The organism is Marinobacterium maritimum (assembly GCF_039523155.1).
Classification (GTDB): domain Bacteria; phylum Pseudomonadota; class Gammaproteobacteria; order Pseudomonadales; family Balneatricaceae; genus Marinobacterium; species Marinobacterium maritimum.
In genome coordinates, this window is sequence record NZ_BAAAET010000003.1 from 521365 (window position 1) to 534910 (window position 13546).

The following is a 13546-nucleotide window of genomic DNA, read 5'->3' on the forward strand; positions in this document are numbered from 1 at the left end:
CAAAGGAACGCGGAAACGGCAGCAGACCGTTCGCAACAACCCTAGCAGTTTGGTCAAGGATCCGGGGTTATGCCACGTGCTGGCCCAATAAAAAACTCCCTGCCGAAGCTCTAAAGTTTCGACAGGGAGCCATGGCATTACAGGCTGTCGATCAGCCCTTACGGCTGCTTGGTGGTACGGAGGTACGGCAGCTTGATATCGATATCGCCAAACTTGGCCTTTGCATCTTCATCATTCAGCGACAGCGCCACGATCACGTCTTCACCGGCTTCCCAGTTTGCCGGCGTCGCGATAGGCATCTGGTAGGTTGCCTGCAGTGCATCCAGCGCACGCAGCACTTCGGCGAAGTTACGACCGATCGACATCGGATAAGTCATGGACAGCTGCAGCTTCTTGTCCGGGCTGAAGATGAAGACGACACGTACACTGGCAGAGTCAGCCGCCGTGCGACCATCCGGCAGGTAGGCATCGGCCGGCAGCATGTCCAGCGCCTTGGCTACCGCCAGATCATCATCGGCGATGATCGGGAATTGGGCCGGCGCACCGGAATACTTCTCGATGTCAGCTTTCCATTCAACATGCTCGTCAACACCGTCTACCGACAGGCCGATCACTTTGGTACCGCGCTTTTCCCACTCGGCCGCCAGCTGAGCAACGGCACCAAACTCGGTGGTGCACACCGGCGTGAAGTCTTTCGGGTGGCTGAACAGAATTGTCCAGCTGTCACCGATGAAATCATGCAGTTTGAAATCACCCAGATCGGTTTTCAAATCAAGGTTCGGTACGGTGTCATTGATACGAAGTGCCATCTGTTATTTCTCCGGTTGTCATCCATTGATGGGCATTCACGGCCCACTGAGAACATAATCAAATAAGCTTATAACTTTTGGAAATTTAACGTCTCTATCAGGATAATAGTAGAGACTTATTACATTGTCGCCATCGCGGCTCCGGGGTGTCAGGCTGCGCGGCTAAAACCGTCACTGACTCATTTCCATCTGGAAAGGCCGCTGACAAAATTTCGCGAGATACTGGCCATGGTGTTCCATTTCGCTAAGTGCCCTGTTGCGCAACAGTATGACCCGTTGTCCATCTTCCATCATCACAACCAGGCTGAAACCATGTCTTTCGAGAAACGTTTTAGTCACACAAAAACCCGCAACTCTATCCAGCGGCAACTCTGAACGAGCAATGGGATAAAGGCTACTTAGATGATGCGTCAACGTTCCTTTGTTCTTGTCGACCAACAGGTAGTGACGAACACATAAGCCATGCAAGGCCAGCGTCGCCACCAGAGCCCAGCTCAGGATAATTGGGAACTCACTGGAAAGGCCCAGGTACACCATGAGCAGTGCAGCAAGAAGGAGCGGAATCGCGACAATCCAGACCTTGCGCGTCAAAACAAGCTTACTGACATTAGGCGATGACGACTTCCAGGCCCCCATATTATGCCCCTCCCTTGTTTGCAAGCAGGCTAAGCACCCAACCCAACATAAGAAAGAATGGAAAAGGCAGTGCTAATTTAAGCAAGATCCGCTGATCCCAAATAGAAGCGTACTCAGCCTTGATGTCCGCCATGGGGGCACTGGATTCGTACTCCACTCCCGTGCCAACCAAGAGTGCTTGGGCGCCGCGCTCAGCCCCTTCTGGCCCTGCATCGTTGATTGAGCCTGTTTCCCGCCGGGTTTGAAGCTCAACTTCTTCTGGCCACTGGGAAACACGATCAAACGCGGACACAGCAAAATACTGGTTAAGGAATATGGCCAGCTGACGCGTCTCGTCGAGGCTGCCAATGGTGTATTTTTGACCAGCAATCTCAAGCAGGCAGCCGTCCGAAAGTTCAGCTACAAGCGCGACCACCGCGCGCTGGCTTGCCAGTGCACCTCTCGACTGCACGGATCTGCCCAGCCCCCACCAGGACTTTTCAAGCTGAATCACCCTGGTGGCGGCGTCCAACACCAGGTGCCGTCGTACACCCAACGCAAGGGCCGTAAAAAACATGAGAAAGACAGAAGTAGCGATGTAGATAACCTGCTCGAGACCATCAAGCACTACTGACATCAGCAAGGACCCCAGTAAACACACTAATGATATAACGCCCCAGATAATCCATTTCAGCTGTCCTGCAGTTCTGAAATAGAACCTGTTGTCAGACGTTCGCTTCAGGTGCATACGAGCACCCTTGCTTAACGCGAGATAGTCCACCTGTTGCGACATAGCTCTTCCCTGAGTCATTGATGGTCAGATTTTGGCCGACAATCCTAACACGGGATCGCCCTGTCAATTCACGCGCCTGATTGATGTAGTCAATGTCAGCAAGCAATGGCCTGAAGCGTCTGGCTGTACGTGTCACTATCGTCCCCGGGTTCATTCGACAGTTCTCACAGCGGCCGATTGTCCTCTGACTCTGAGCTCAAAGTCGGCGCCTGAGCTGGGGCTAATATCTGCATCGTACCGAAATTGCACATTCAGGTTTTAATAAGATTAGAGCATGCTAATTATATGGTCATCACAGGCCCTGTAGCTGAGCCAAAATGCTCAACTTCATGAGAACAGTTTCCGATGAAACTGAAAACCTCACCTCACAATTATCGATTGACCCCAGACCACATTGTGATACCGTACTAGTACATGAATACAACCCATTTGAATGAGCTGCTCGATCACCTGCTCGGCATGCAGGAGCGCGACTCGCTTGAAGAAGCCCTGCGCGACCTGCTGACGCCGGCGGAGCTGACGGAAGTCTGCAACCGGCTGCAGATTCTGCGCATGCTGGAGGCTGGTGTGCCCCAGCGGGAGATCGCCAAACAGCTCGGCGTCGGCATCGCCACCGTCACCCGTGGGGCACGAGCCCTCAAGATCAAACAGCAACAGAGGCTACCATGAGCCAGAAACCGGCCCGCATCAGGCTGCCCCGCAAGCCCCATTACGTCACTCTGGCGGCGGACATCGACTTCTTTGGTCTGTTCAAGAAGGTCGAGAAACGCTTCGACAACTGCTTCATGCTGGAGTCGCTGGGCGAGGAGAGCTTTATCTCTCGCCACTCCATCATCGGTTTTGATCCGGAGCAGGTTCTCTGGGCCACCGAGGGCGAGCTGCACGTACAGGACCGTGACGGTGAAGTGCAGAGCTATGCCAGCGACAACCCCTATTACCTGCTGCGCGAAATCGTGCCCCAGGACATCATCTCGCGGAAGTACGCCGGCGGCCTGACCGGCTACATCGGCTACGACTGCATGAACTACTTCGAGCCGAGCCTGAAGCTGCAGCACAGCGATATGTTCGATGTCTTCCGTTTCGGCGTGTTCAAGGATGGTCTGATCCTCGACAAGATGACCGGCGAGGTGATCTATTTCCACTACGATGACAGCCGTCTGGAGATGATCGAGCAGATCCTGGCCGAACCCGCGGTGGAAAACGGCCCGCTGACCGTGACCCCGATGGGCGAAACCATGACTCAGGATGAGCACGCGGCGGCGGTGATGAAGGTGAAACAGGACATCATCGACGGCAAGATCTTCCAGTGCGAAGTGGGCTTCAAGAAGCGCTTCCGCCTGGAAGGCGACAGCATCAACCTCTACGAGCAGCTGCGTGAGGTGAATCCCTCACCGCAGATGTACTACGTCAAATTCGGCGAACAGAAGCTGATCGGCGCCAGCCCGGAGCTGCTGTTCCGCCTGCGCCAGGGCGAGATGGAGACCTTCCCGCTGGCCGGTACCACCAAGCGTGGCGCCAACGAGGTGGAAGATACCCAGTTCGCACGCGCCCTGCTCAACGATCCCAAGGAGATCGCAGAGCACAACATGATTGTCGACCTGCACCGCAACGACATCGGCCACGTCGCCCGCTTCGGCACCGTCAAGGTACGCAGCCTGATGGATATCAAGCGGTTCAGCCACGTACAACACATCTCCAGCGAGATCGTCGGCATTATCTCCGAAGATCACGACATGTTCTCCGCGCTGGCCAGCAACTTCCCCGCCGGAACCCTGACCGGCGCGCCCAAGATCGAGGCGATGAAAATCATCGACGATCTGGAATCGGACGGTCGCGGTCCCTACGGCGGCGCCGTGGGTCACTTCTCGTTCAACGGTGACTGCACCTTCGCCATCCCGATCCGCACCGTGTTCGCCAACGGCGAGAACGCCTATGTGCAGACCTGCGGCGGTAACGTCTACGACTCCAATCCGGAGGACGAGTACGAAGAGATCCGGCGCAAGTTTGCCGGTACCAAGAAGGTTCTGGACCAGTTCACCGCGGAGGGACAGGCATGAAGGTCTACATCATCGACAACTACGATTCCTTCACCTATAACCTCTACCAGTTCATCGGCGAGATCCTGAGCACCGAGCAGCATCAGGGCCGCCTCGACAGCTTCGAGATCGTCGTCAAGCGCAACGACGAGGTGACGCTGGCGGACGTTCGCGAGGCTGCACCGGACCGCATCATCATTTCACCAGGACCGGGCTCCCCCGAAGACCCGGAATACTTCGGCGTCTGCGCCGAAGTGATCCGTGAACTGGGGCCTCAGATTCCGCTGCTGGGCGTCTGCCTGGGTATGCAGGGCATCGTCCATGTATTTGGTGGCAAGGTGGTCAAGGCACCGCTGCCGATGCACGGCAAGATCAGCCCGATCAGCCACACCGCCGAAGGCGTGTTCGCCAATACGCCGGACCAGCTGGAGATCATGCGCTACCACTCGCTGATGGCCGAGCCGGAAAGCCTGCCGGAGTGCCTGGACGTAACCGCAGTGGTTGGTGATCTGCCGGTCGCGAGCTTCACCGATCACGCCAGTATCCACCAGGGCGGCGAGTTCGAGATCATGGGTGTGCGCCACCGCGAGCACCCGATCCACGGCATCCAGTTCCACCCGGAATCCTTTGCCACCGAAGGCGGCAAGGAACTGATCGCCAACTTCCTGTTCCAGGCCTGATTCACGTATCTGCCGATCCCCCCGCTGGCCTCAGCCTTCGCCAGCGGGTGGTTCTGAACGTCCAGAAAATTTCCTGAACCAGGCCCCTTCATCACCGCTCTCCCCCTCAGCATCGCGCCCTCACCTGATAACGCGCTACACTCATCTCCTGTTACTCTCCCCTGCTGTAGCCGCCAAACGACAAGGAGTGCCCGTGCAACCGATCATCAAAATCGAGGGGGTCAGCAAGACCTATGCCTCGGGATTCAACGCGCTTAAGTCGATCGATCTGGAGATCCGGCGCGGCGAAATCTTTGCCCTGCTCGGCCCCAACGGCGCGGGCAAGACCACGCTGATCAGCATCATCTGCGGCATCGTCAACGCCAGCTCGGGCCGGGTGCTGGCAGACGGCGTCGATATCGTCGGCGACTACCGCCAGGCACGCAGCCTGATCGGCCTGGTGCCCCAGGAGCTGACCACCGATGCCTTCGAAAGCGTCTGGGATACGGTATCGTTCAGCCGCGGCCTGTTCGGCAAGCCCGCCAACCCGGCCTACATCGAAAAGGTATTGCGCCAGCTGTCGCTGTGGGACAAGCGCCATTCCAAGATGCTGGCCCTGTCCGGCGGCATGAAACGCCGCGTCATGATCGCCAAGGCGCTGTCCCATGAGCCACGCATACTGTTTCTCGATGAGCCCACCGCCGGTGTCGATGTGGAGCTGCGCCGGGACATGTGGGAGATGGTGCGAGGCCTGCGCGACAACGGCGTAACCGTGATTCTGACCACCCATTACATCGAGGAAGCGGAAGAGATGGCCGACCGCATCGGGGTCATTAACAAGGGCGAGCTGATTCTGGTCGAAGAGAAGGCAACGCTGATGCAGCAACTGGGTCAGAAACAGCTGCACCTGCTGCTGCAAACACCGCTGCCGGCCCTGCCCCCCTCGCTGAGCCAGTACAACCTGTACCTGAGTGAAGACGGCAGCCAGCTCACCTACACATTCGACGCCCACCAGGAAACCAGCGGTATCGCCGAGTTGTTGAGCGGCCTCAGCGAGCAGGGCATCGCCCTCAAGGATCTGCAGTCTCAGCAGAGTTCCCTGGAGGAAATCTTCGTCAGCCTGGTCCACAGCCCGGAGGAACCACAATGAACCTCAACGGCATCCGCGCAATCTACACCTTCGAGATGAATCGCACCCGGCGCACACTGATGCAGAGCATCATCTCCCCGGTGCTGTCCACTTCGCTCTATTTCATCGTGTTCGGTACGGCGATCGGTTCGCGCATGGGCGAGATCGACGGCGTCAGCTACGGCGCCTTCATCATTCCCGGCCTGCTGATGCTGTCACTGCTCAGCGAGAGCATCTCAAACGCCTCCTTCGGCATCTTCTTTCCGAAGTTCTCCGGCACCATCTACGAGGTGCTCTCCGCGCCCGTTTCGCCGTTCGAGATCATCGCCGGATATGTGGGAGCGGCCGCCACCAAGTCATTGATTATTGGCGTATTAATACTGCTCACTGCACGGCTTTTTGTGGATTACAGTATCGCCCATCCATTCTGGATGCTGGCCTTCCTGCTGCTCACCGCACTGACCTTCAGCCTGTTCGGGTTCATCATCGGGGTCTGGGCCAACGACTTCCAGCAGCTGCAGGTGATCCCGCTGATGGTGATCACGCCACTGACCTTCCTCGGCGGCGCCTTCTACTCGATCAACATGCTGCCGGAGCCCTGGCATACCCTGACCCTGTTCAACCCGGTGGTCTACCTGATCAACGGCTTCCGCTGGGCGTTCTACGGCGTGTCGGATGTCCACATGGGGATGAGCCTGGGCATGACCCTGATGTTCCTGCTGATCTGCCTGGGTGTGGTCTGGTGGATCTTCCGCAGCGGATATCGCATCAAGCCCTGAGGGCCAGATGTGCATTGCCCGGATAGTATCACGGCCCGCAAGGGTAGTAACATCCGGGTCTAACCAACCCTGTATGACACTGGAGAGTTGCCGATGAGCGTTAAAACCGCCCCTACCCTGACGCTGGCCAACGGGGTCGAGATGCCCCAGCTTGGACTTGGCACCTGGCCGATGAACGATACCGAAGCCGCCGAAGCCGTCACCACCGCTCTGGAACTGGGCTATCGGATGATCGATACCGCCGAGAACTACGACAATGAGCGCGGCGTAGGCCTGGGGATCAGAAACGCTTCGATACCACGCGATCAGGTATTCGTGACCACCAAGTTCAACCGCAAGTGGCACAGCTTCGACGGTGCCCGCGAGGCGTGTCAGGCGAGCCTGGAACGTCTGGGGCTGGACTATATCGACCTGCTGCTGATCCATTGGCCCAACCCGGATCAGGACCGCTTCGTCGAGGCTTATCTGGGCCTGCTGAACCTGCTGGACGCTGGACTGGTGCGCGCCATCGGTACTTCCAACTTCAAGCCTGCTCACCTGCAGCGTCTGCTCGACCTGGGACTGACCCCGCATCTGAACCAGATCCAGCTGGATCCCTACCACCGCCGCGATGACCTGATCGCTCTGCACCGGGACAACAACATCGTCACCCAGTCCTGGCGTCCGCTCGGCTGCGGCAATGCCATGCTGACCGACCCGGTAATCACCACTATCGCCGAGCAGCATCAGCGTACACCGGCACAGGTCGTGCTGCGCTGGGCCGTGCAGCAGGGCTTTGCAACGGCACCCAAGTCAGCCAACCCTGAACGGATGGCCGCAAACCTGAGTGTCTTTGATTTCGTCCTCAGCGATGAAGAGATGGCGTCACTGAACCGGCTGGGCCGGGACGACCCGGATATGCTCGACGCCGATACGTTCGGACACTGACATTCCGGGCCGAGAAGGAACGCTCTGCAGGCAACCGTCAGGATCAGTCGTCGCGGCGCTCAAGATACTCGACGGTCAGTGGATCAGGCTCACCGTCGTAGTACTTGTCCAGTACCCTCTCGAACACCGAATCCGGCACATCCACGCGGGCAAACAGAGTGGCACAGGATCTCAGCTTGAGATCGTCCGGTGAGCCCAGGATCTGGTGGGCACTGAGTCCCTCATTCGCCAGCAGTGCCTCACAGCACTTGCGCAGTCTTGGTCCCAAGACCGGATGAACCAGATAGGCGCGAGCTTCCTCCAGTCCGGTAATGCCGTACAGCTGCGCCATACCACTGTGCCCCAACGCCTGTAGCTGAGGCAGGATGTACCAGATCCAGTGCGTACGCTTGCGTCCTGCCTTGAGCTCGGCCAATGCCTGTGGATACACGCCCTGCTGGGCGGTGACAAAACGGTTCAGGTCGAAGGGGTCAGTACCCATGGCGCGCGTCCTCAAGGTCATTCAACATCAGTGTAGCCTGCCCCACGGCAACACGGATCAACCCGAAAGAGTCGTTACTTCATCCGCCGAACATCGCAGTCGGGATAGGCCTGCAACACATGAGGCGATAAAGCCTGTGCCGGACCCTCATAATGCCAGTGGCCTGGGTTTCCTGCTCAGTGACCGGACGCGACAGTATGGAAACCATGCTGCAGACACTGCAAACATGGCTGGAGCAGCACCCGGTGTAAGCATGGGCAGTACGGGTGTTGCTCGCTGCTCAACGGCGGCCGGCAAGCTGACACTGGATTAATCCGGCCGAACCGGCTAATGTGACTGAAAAATAATTACGGCTGCAGGACATGCTCAACCGCTCCATGCATAAACATCAATGGCGTCTCTCGATCGGCCAACACTGGTCGCGCAGCATTCGCGGCATCGCCATTCCCCCTCCCCGTTTCATCGGACAGATCTGATCTGGCCGAGCTTTTCCACATTTCCATTTTCGTTGTTACGGCATTTTAAGGCCCTTGCACGCGTCTGCGTGTACTGAGCATCGCCCCAACACCTGCTGTCCTGAATACTCAGGCATCTGTTGTGCGTGGCTAAATGCGACCTGCTGTCTGAACGCACAACAACGAATGGATATCCAGGCGTAGTACTGACGGAAAGCACCGACCGAGCCACGGCTCGGCGCTGTACCCGTGGCTGCAAGCCACCGCGGGTACAGACGGCCAGACAACTCACACCAGGTTTTTATTCGTTACCTAAAAAGAGTTTTCTGCGTCATGAAGCAAACAGCCATGAAACCAGGCAGCACGAACAACACCGCCAAGAAAAAAATGACCGCCGGCGAAGCCATGATCGAATCCGCCATCGCCAACGGCGTCGACACCGTATTCGGCATTCCGGGGGCACAGATCTACCCCCTGTTCGACGGCATCTACAAGCACAATCTCGACCTGATCGTGCCGCGCCATGAACAGAGCGCCGCCTACATGGCGATGGGCTACGCCAAGTCCACCGGCAAGACCGGCACCTTCGCCGTCGTACCTGGCCCCGGCATTCTCAACACCACCGCCGCGCTGTGCACCGCCATGGGCAACTGCAGCCCGGTGGTCGGCCTCACAGGTCAGGTGCCGGCACCCTTTGTCGGCCAGGGACGTGGCCACCTGCATGAACTCAAGGATCAGGCCGGCACGCTGAGATCGATCATCAAGGACGCCTTCAGCATCGACCGGGCCGAAGACACGGCCGCCGTGATGAATCGGGCCTACGAAACCGTGCGCACCGGTCGACCCGGTCCAGTGACGGTGGAGATGTGTTGGGACACCATGGCGGCCGAAGCCGAGTTCGCCTCGCCCGCACCTGTGCCGGCAGCAGAGCCGATGCCCGAGATCAGCCCGGACTCACTCAAGTCAGCCGTTGAGATGATCGCCAAGGCACGCAAACCGATGATCATGTGCGGCGCCGGCGCCCTGCATGCGTCCGAAGAGGTCACCGCGCTGGCCGAGCTGCTCAATGCGCCGGTCACCGCCTTCCGCAGCGGCCGTGGCGTGGTATCGGAGGATCATCTGCTGGGCCTGTCTGCAGTGGCGGCGCGCCAGCTGTGGGACGACTGCGACCTGCTGATCGGCATCGGTTCACGACTGGAGATGCCCTACCTGCGCTGGGGCAACTACATGCAGTACGAGCGCAAGCCCAGCAGCGGCCCCCAGCTGATCCGCATCGATATCGATCCGGCGCAGATGGAGGTCTTCGCGCCAGACCTGGGCATTGTCGGCGACTCGGCTCAGGTTTGCCGTGTGCTCTACGATCTGCTGATCACCAAAGCCAAACCGAATCCGGACCGGCTGGACGAGATCGCCCGTGCCAAGGCCGTGGCCTGGAATGCGCTGCAAGACGTGCAGCCGCAGATGGCCTATCTCGACGTCATTCGTCAGGTACTGCCCCGTGACGGCTTCTACGTACCGGAACTTTCGCAGATGGGCTTCACCACCTGGGTCGGCGGCCTGCCGGTGTACCAGCCACGCACCTACGTGGAGGGTGGCTACCAGGGCACTCTGGGCTTCGGCTTCCCGACCGCCCTGGGCGTGAAGGTGGCCAACCCGGACAAGGCGGTGGTCTCCGTCAGCGGCGATGGCGGTTTCATGTTTGGCCTGCAGGAGCTGATGACTGCCGCCGAGTTCAATATCGGGCTGGTCAGCATCGTCGTCAACAACCATTCCTACGGCAATGTTCGCCGCGACCAGCAGATGGGATTCGGTAGCCGCTTCAGCGGCTCCGAGCTGAAAACACCGGATTTCGTGCAGCTGGCGGAAAGCTTCGGCGTACGCGGCTACCGGGTCAGCAGCCCCCAGGCACTGAAACCATTGCTGGCCAAATGTATCGAGCTGGACCAGCCCTGCCTGATCGAGATCCAGTCCGAGCGCGGCCTGGAAGGCTCGCCCTGGCCCTTTATCCATCCGCAGGGACCGCTGGAAGCCATCTGAATGCGTGGTTAAGATGACAGGCATGACCGTTGGCAGACGTTCGTTTGCGCAACGGTCATGCCACTCATCATTCAATAACAAGAGACCATCATGGCGATTTACGAATATGACGGGCAGCGTCCCGATGTGGATAACGAAGCCTACGTACACGAACAGGCCACCCTGATCGGACAGGTCAAGCTGGAGGCCGGCGCCAGTATCTGGCCCCAGGCCGTACTGCGCGCCGACAACGACCTGATCCATATCGGCCGCAACAGCAATGTGCAGGACGGCGCCGTGCTGCATACCGATCCGGGGATAGAGCTTCAGATCGGGGCCAATGTCACCATCGGTCACCAGGTCATGCTGCACGGCTGCACCATCGGTGACAACTCGCTGATCGGTATTCAGGCCGTGGTCCTGAACGGCGCCAAAATCGGCAAGAACTGCCTGGTCGGCGCTGGCGCCCTGGTCACCGAGGGCAAGGAGTTCCCGGACAACTCGCTGATTATGGGCAGCCCGGCACGCGTGGTACGGGAACTGAGCGAGGACGCACTCAAGATGATGAGTGCCGGCACCCAGTCCTATGTCAGCAAGTCCCGCTCCTTTGCCACCAAGCTGAAACGGATCGACTGAGGTTCCCCTGACCCGGACTCACTCCTCGTCATAACCCTTGAGCAGACGGCGCAGGTACCAGAACAGCACCAGCGCCATCAACGGTACCAGCAGGCTCAGGCCCAGTGACAACTGGCGTTCCAGTTCGGTGTCGCCGAGGATGTTTCTCAGCGTGCGATCGATCAGGTCAAAGGCGTAGTAGGTCACCACGATCACGGTGAAGCTTTCCAGCTTGGCCTGCATGCGGATCTGGCGGCGGGCACGGCGGTTCAGCCCCTCCAGCAGATCCTTGTTCTGGCCTTCGATGGAGAGGTCGACCTGGGAACGGATCAGGTCGGTGGAGCGGGCGATCCGCTTTGACAGCCGCTCCACGCGCTCACCGGTGGCACGGCAGGTCCGTCGCGCCGGGTCCAGCCGTCGGTCCATGAACTGCTCGATGGTCTGAATACCTTCCAGTCGCTCCTCGCGCAATTCCTCAATACGGCTGTACATCAGCGCAAAGTAGGCCTCGGAGGCCGCCAGGCGGTTGGCACTGCGAGCCGACAGATCTTCCACCCGCGCTGCCTGTTGCATCAACTGATGTACCAGCTCCGCCGGTTCACGGCGAGCCTCGGCAATCGCCGCCACGGTTTCCGCCAGAGACTGGTCCAGTTCGGTCACCTCCGGCATCACTTCATTGCTTAGTGGCAGGCCCATCAACGCCATATGACGGTAGGTGTCGATCTCGCAGATGCGCTGCAGCAGGCGACCGCAGCGGTAATCAATCATCTTCGGCTGCTGCAGTACCAGCACCCGACTCATGCGGCTGTCGGGACGTTCACGAAAATCGGTAAACACCTGACCCGCCGCGCCCATCACCGCAGACCCGGACACCTGATGGTCGTTAAAATGCTGCTCCAGCAGCGCCTCCAGATCACCATCCTCATGCGGCTGGCAGATCACTTCCACGCCACAGAGAAAGGCCCCCGGCAACTGTTCGCGCTCAGCGTCACTGAAGGCGGGCGGCACAGTGGTCGTCAGTGCATACAGCGTCAGGCTGTAAAATTCTCCATGCGGCTCGAATCTCAGCGCCCAGCGGTCGTTGCGAGTAAAGAAAAAACCTTCGCGGTTGTCCGGCAGTGGCAGTCCCCGAGCGCTGGCCAGATGACGTACGCTGCGATTGACCGCCTCCTCAGCTACCCCCTCATAGAGGATCGCCTGATGACAGAGCGCCAGCGGAGCGCTGAGCTTCTGGAAAGGACGGGCGTGGACTTCAGACACGATTTGGTCACGCAGCGAATGGTCATGCATACTGGCAAGGCTCCCGGAACGGCAGGACATTGAGACTACCCCAGAGCATACCAGACGCAGATTAAGGAGTTGTGCACAGCATGACATCGGGTGAAACCCATACGCTGGCCACCGAGTTACGCGACTTTCCCGAATGGCATCAGGGCATTCACCATTATGCCGTCTGGGCGCTGCCGGTCGAGGAGCCGCTCTGGCTGGAGCGGATCCGCTATCTGCAGCAGTACTTGGCCCCGCTGCTGCACCCCGGCTATGCTCGTCAGCCCCATATCACCCTGTTTGCCTGTGGCCTTGTGGATAACCTCCACTTTAGCCCGGAGCAAGCGCGGAATCAGGTGGATGCATTGAGCGCCCTGAATCTGTCCACACTGCAGCTGAATGCTACTGGGTTATCCACTTTTACCACCTCGCCCTGGCTCGGCGTTCAATCTGTGGATAATCGTCTGTCACTGATCCGTCGCACGCTGGCGTCCATCATCACCGAGGACACCCCGGCCAGCCATTACCGGCCCCATGTCACGCTGGGGTTTTATCAACAGGCCTGGCGGCTGAGCGATATCCACAGCCGGCTGGCAACACTGGTATCCCGGCTGCCGCCGCTGCCACCACTGCCAATAAACCGGTTAGACTTATGTTATTACGCCACCAAAGAGATTCAGGGGGAGCTGACCGTGAAAGACTCGATCGAACTGAAGGACACCGCCGAGACCGATGACCTGCGGGAAACACTCGACCCGCTGGAGGCGATCAAGCAGATGCGCAAGGAGCAGCTCAGGGTCTGTGCACTGAAGCAGCAGGCGGACATCGACCGTCTGGTCGCTGGCGCCGAAAGAGCCGTCAATAACGAGAATACCGTGGATAACGAGCAGACCATCAATGACGGCCAAAACTAGACACCCGGTCTAATACTGCCGATAATCCGCTTAACTCTTGAACAACGAAAGA

The 13546-nt window shown here is 58.8% G+C and carries 14 protein-coding genes; 9 read left to right on the forward strand and 5 right to left on the reverse strand.

Features of this window, described 5'->3' with window-relative positions; all coding sequences use genetic code 11:
• Positions 1-158: 158 nt before the first annotated feature.
• The 3 genes from ABD013_RS13445 to ABD013_RS13455 all read right to left on the reverse strand — a co-directional run bounded on the left by ABD013_RS13445 (position 159) and on the right by ABD013_RS13455 (position 2217).
• Positions 159-809, reverse strand: coding sequence for a peroxiredoxin (locus ABD013_RS13445; RefSeq protein WP_343806747.1), 651 nt, complete (start codon positions 807-809; stop codon positions 159-161).
• Between the two features lie 171 nt (positions 810-980).
• Positions 981-1445 (reverse strand): hypothetical protein, encoded by a 465-nt coding sequence (locus ABD013_RS13450; RefSeq protein WP_343806749.1) that lies wholly within the window; start codon positions 1443-1445, stop codon positions 981-983.
• Between the two features lies 1 nt (position 1446).
• Entirely contained in the window at positions 1447-2217 is a 771-nt protein-coding gene (locus ABD013_RS13455; protein ID WP_343806752.1) for a hypothetical protein, read from the reverse strand.
• Positions 2218-2631: 414 nt separating this feature from the next.
• Between ABD013_RS13455 and ABD013_RS13460 the strand changes: the two genes are divergently transcribed.
• The 6 genes from ABD013_RS13460 to ABD013_RS13485 all read left to right on the forward strand — a co-directional run bounded on the left by ABD013_RS13460 (position 2632) and on the right by ABD013_RS13485 (position 7747).
• Positions 2632-2886: a Trp family transcriptional regulator gene (locus ABD013_RS13460; protein ID WP_343806755.1), complete on the forward strand. Its 255-nt coding sequence runs from the start codon at positions 2632-2634 to the stop codon at positions 2884-2886.
• Complete coding sequence (locus ABD013_RS13465; RefSeq protein WP_343806758.1) at positions 2883-4274, forward strand: anthranilate synthase component I family protein; 1392 nt, start codon at positions 2883-2885, stop codon at positions 4272-4274. The genes ABD013_RS13460 and ABD013_RS13465 overlap by 4 nt, the downstream gene beginning before the upstream one ends.
• A complete protein-coding gene (locus tag ABD013_RS13470; RefSeq protein ID WP_343806761.1) occupies positions 4271-4933 on the forward strand; it encodes an anthranilate synthase component II in 663 nt (220 codons plus the stop codon). Before ABD013_RS13465 ends, ABD013_RS13470 begins: the two co-directional genes overlap by 4 nt.
• A gap of 193 nt (positions 4934-5126) precedes the next feature.
• Complete coding sequence (locus ABD013_RS13475) at positions 5127-6062, forward strand: ABC transporter ATP-binding protein (protein ID WP_343806764.1); 936 nt, start codon at positions 5127-5129, stop codon at positions 6060-6062.
• On the forward strand, positions 6059-6820 hold the full coding sequence (locus ABD013_RS13480; RefSeq protein WP_343806767.1) for an ABC transporter permease: 762 nt from the start codon (positions 6059-6061) through the stop codon (positions 6818-6820). Before ABD013_RS13475 ends, ABD013_RS13480 begins: the two co-directional genes overlap by 4 nt.
• Before the next feature lie 93 nt (positions 6821-6913).
• Entirely contained in the window at positions 6914-7747 is an 834-nt protein-coding gene (locus ABD013_RS13485; protein ID WP_343806770.1) for an aldo/keto reductase, read from the forward strand.
• A gap of 43 nt (positions 7748-7790) precedes the next feature.
• Here ABD013_RS13485 and ABD013_RS13490 read toward each other — a convergent pair whose 3' ends face one another.
• Positions 7791-8228: a DUF1810 domain-containing protein gene (locus ABD013_RS13490; RefSeq protein WP_343806773.1), complete on the reverse strand. Its 438-nt coding sequence runs from the start codon at positions 8226-8228 to the stop codon at positions 7791-7793.
• An 803-nt stretch (positions 8229-9031) separates the two neighbouring features.
• Between ABD013_RS13490 and ABD013_RS13495 the strand changes: the two genes are divergently transcribed.
• Complete coding sequence (locus tag ABD013_RS13495; protein ID WP_343806776.1) at positions 9032-10720, forward strand: thiamine pyrophosphate-dependent enzyme; 1689 nt, start codon at positions 9032-9034, stop codon at positions 10718-10720.
• 90 nt (positions 10721-10810) lie between these two features.
• On the forward strand, positions 10811-11335 hold the full coding sequence (locus ABD013_RS13500; RefSeq protein ID WP_343806779.1) for a gamma carbonic anhydrase family protein: 525 nt from the start codon (positions 10811-10813) through the stop codon (positions 11333-11335).
• 18 nt (positions 11336-11353) lie between these two features.
• On the opposite strand, the gene ABD013_RS13505 is transcribed toward ABD013_RS13500, so the two are convergent.
• Complete coding sequence (locus ABD013_RS13505; RefSeq protein WP_343806782.1) at positions 11354-12604, reverse strand: DUF3422 family protein; 1251 nt, start codon at positions 12602-12604, stop codon at positions 11354-11356.
• Positions 12605-12684: 80 nt separating this feature from the next.
• On the opposite strand from ABD013_RS13505, the gene ABD013_RS13510 reads away from it, so the two are divergent.
• Complete coding sequence (locus ABD013_RS13510) at positions 12685-13494, forward strand: 2'-5' RNA ligase family protein (RefSeq protein WP_343806785.1); 810 nt, start codon at positions 12685-12687, stop codon at positions 13492-13494.
• Positions 13495-13546: the final 52 nt, after the last annotated feature.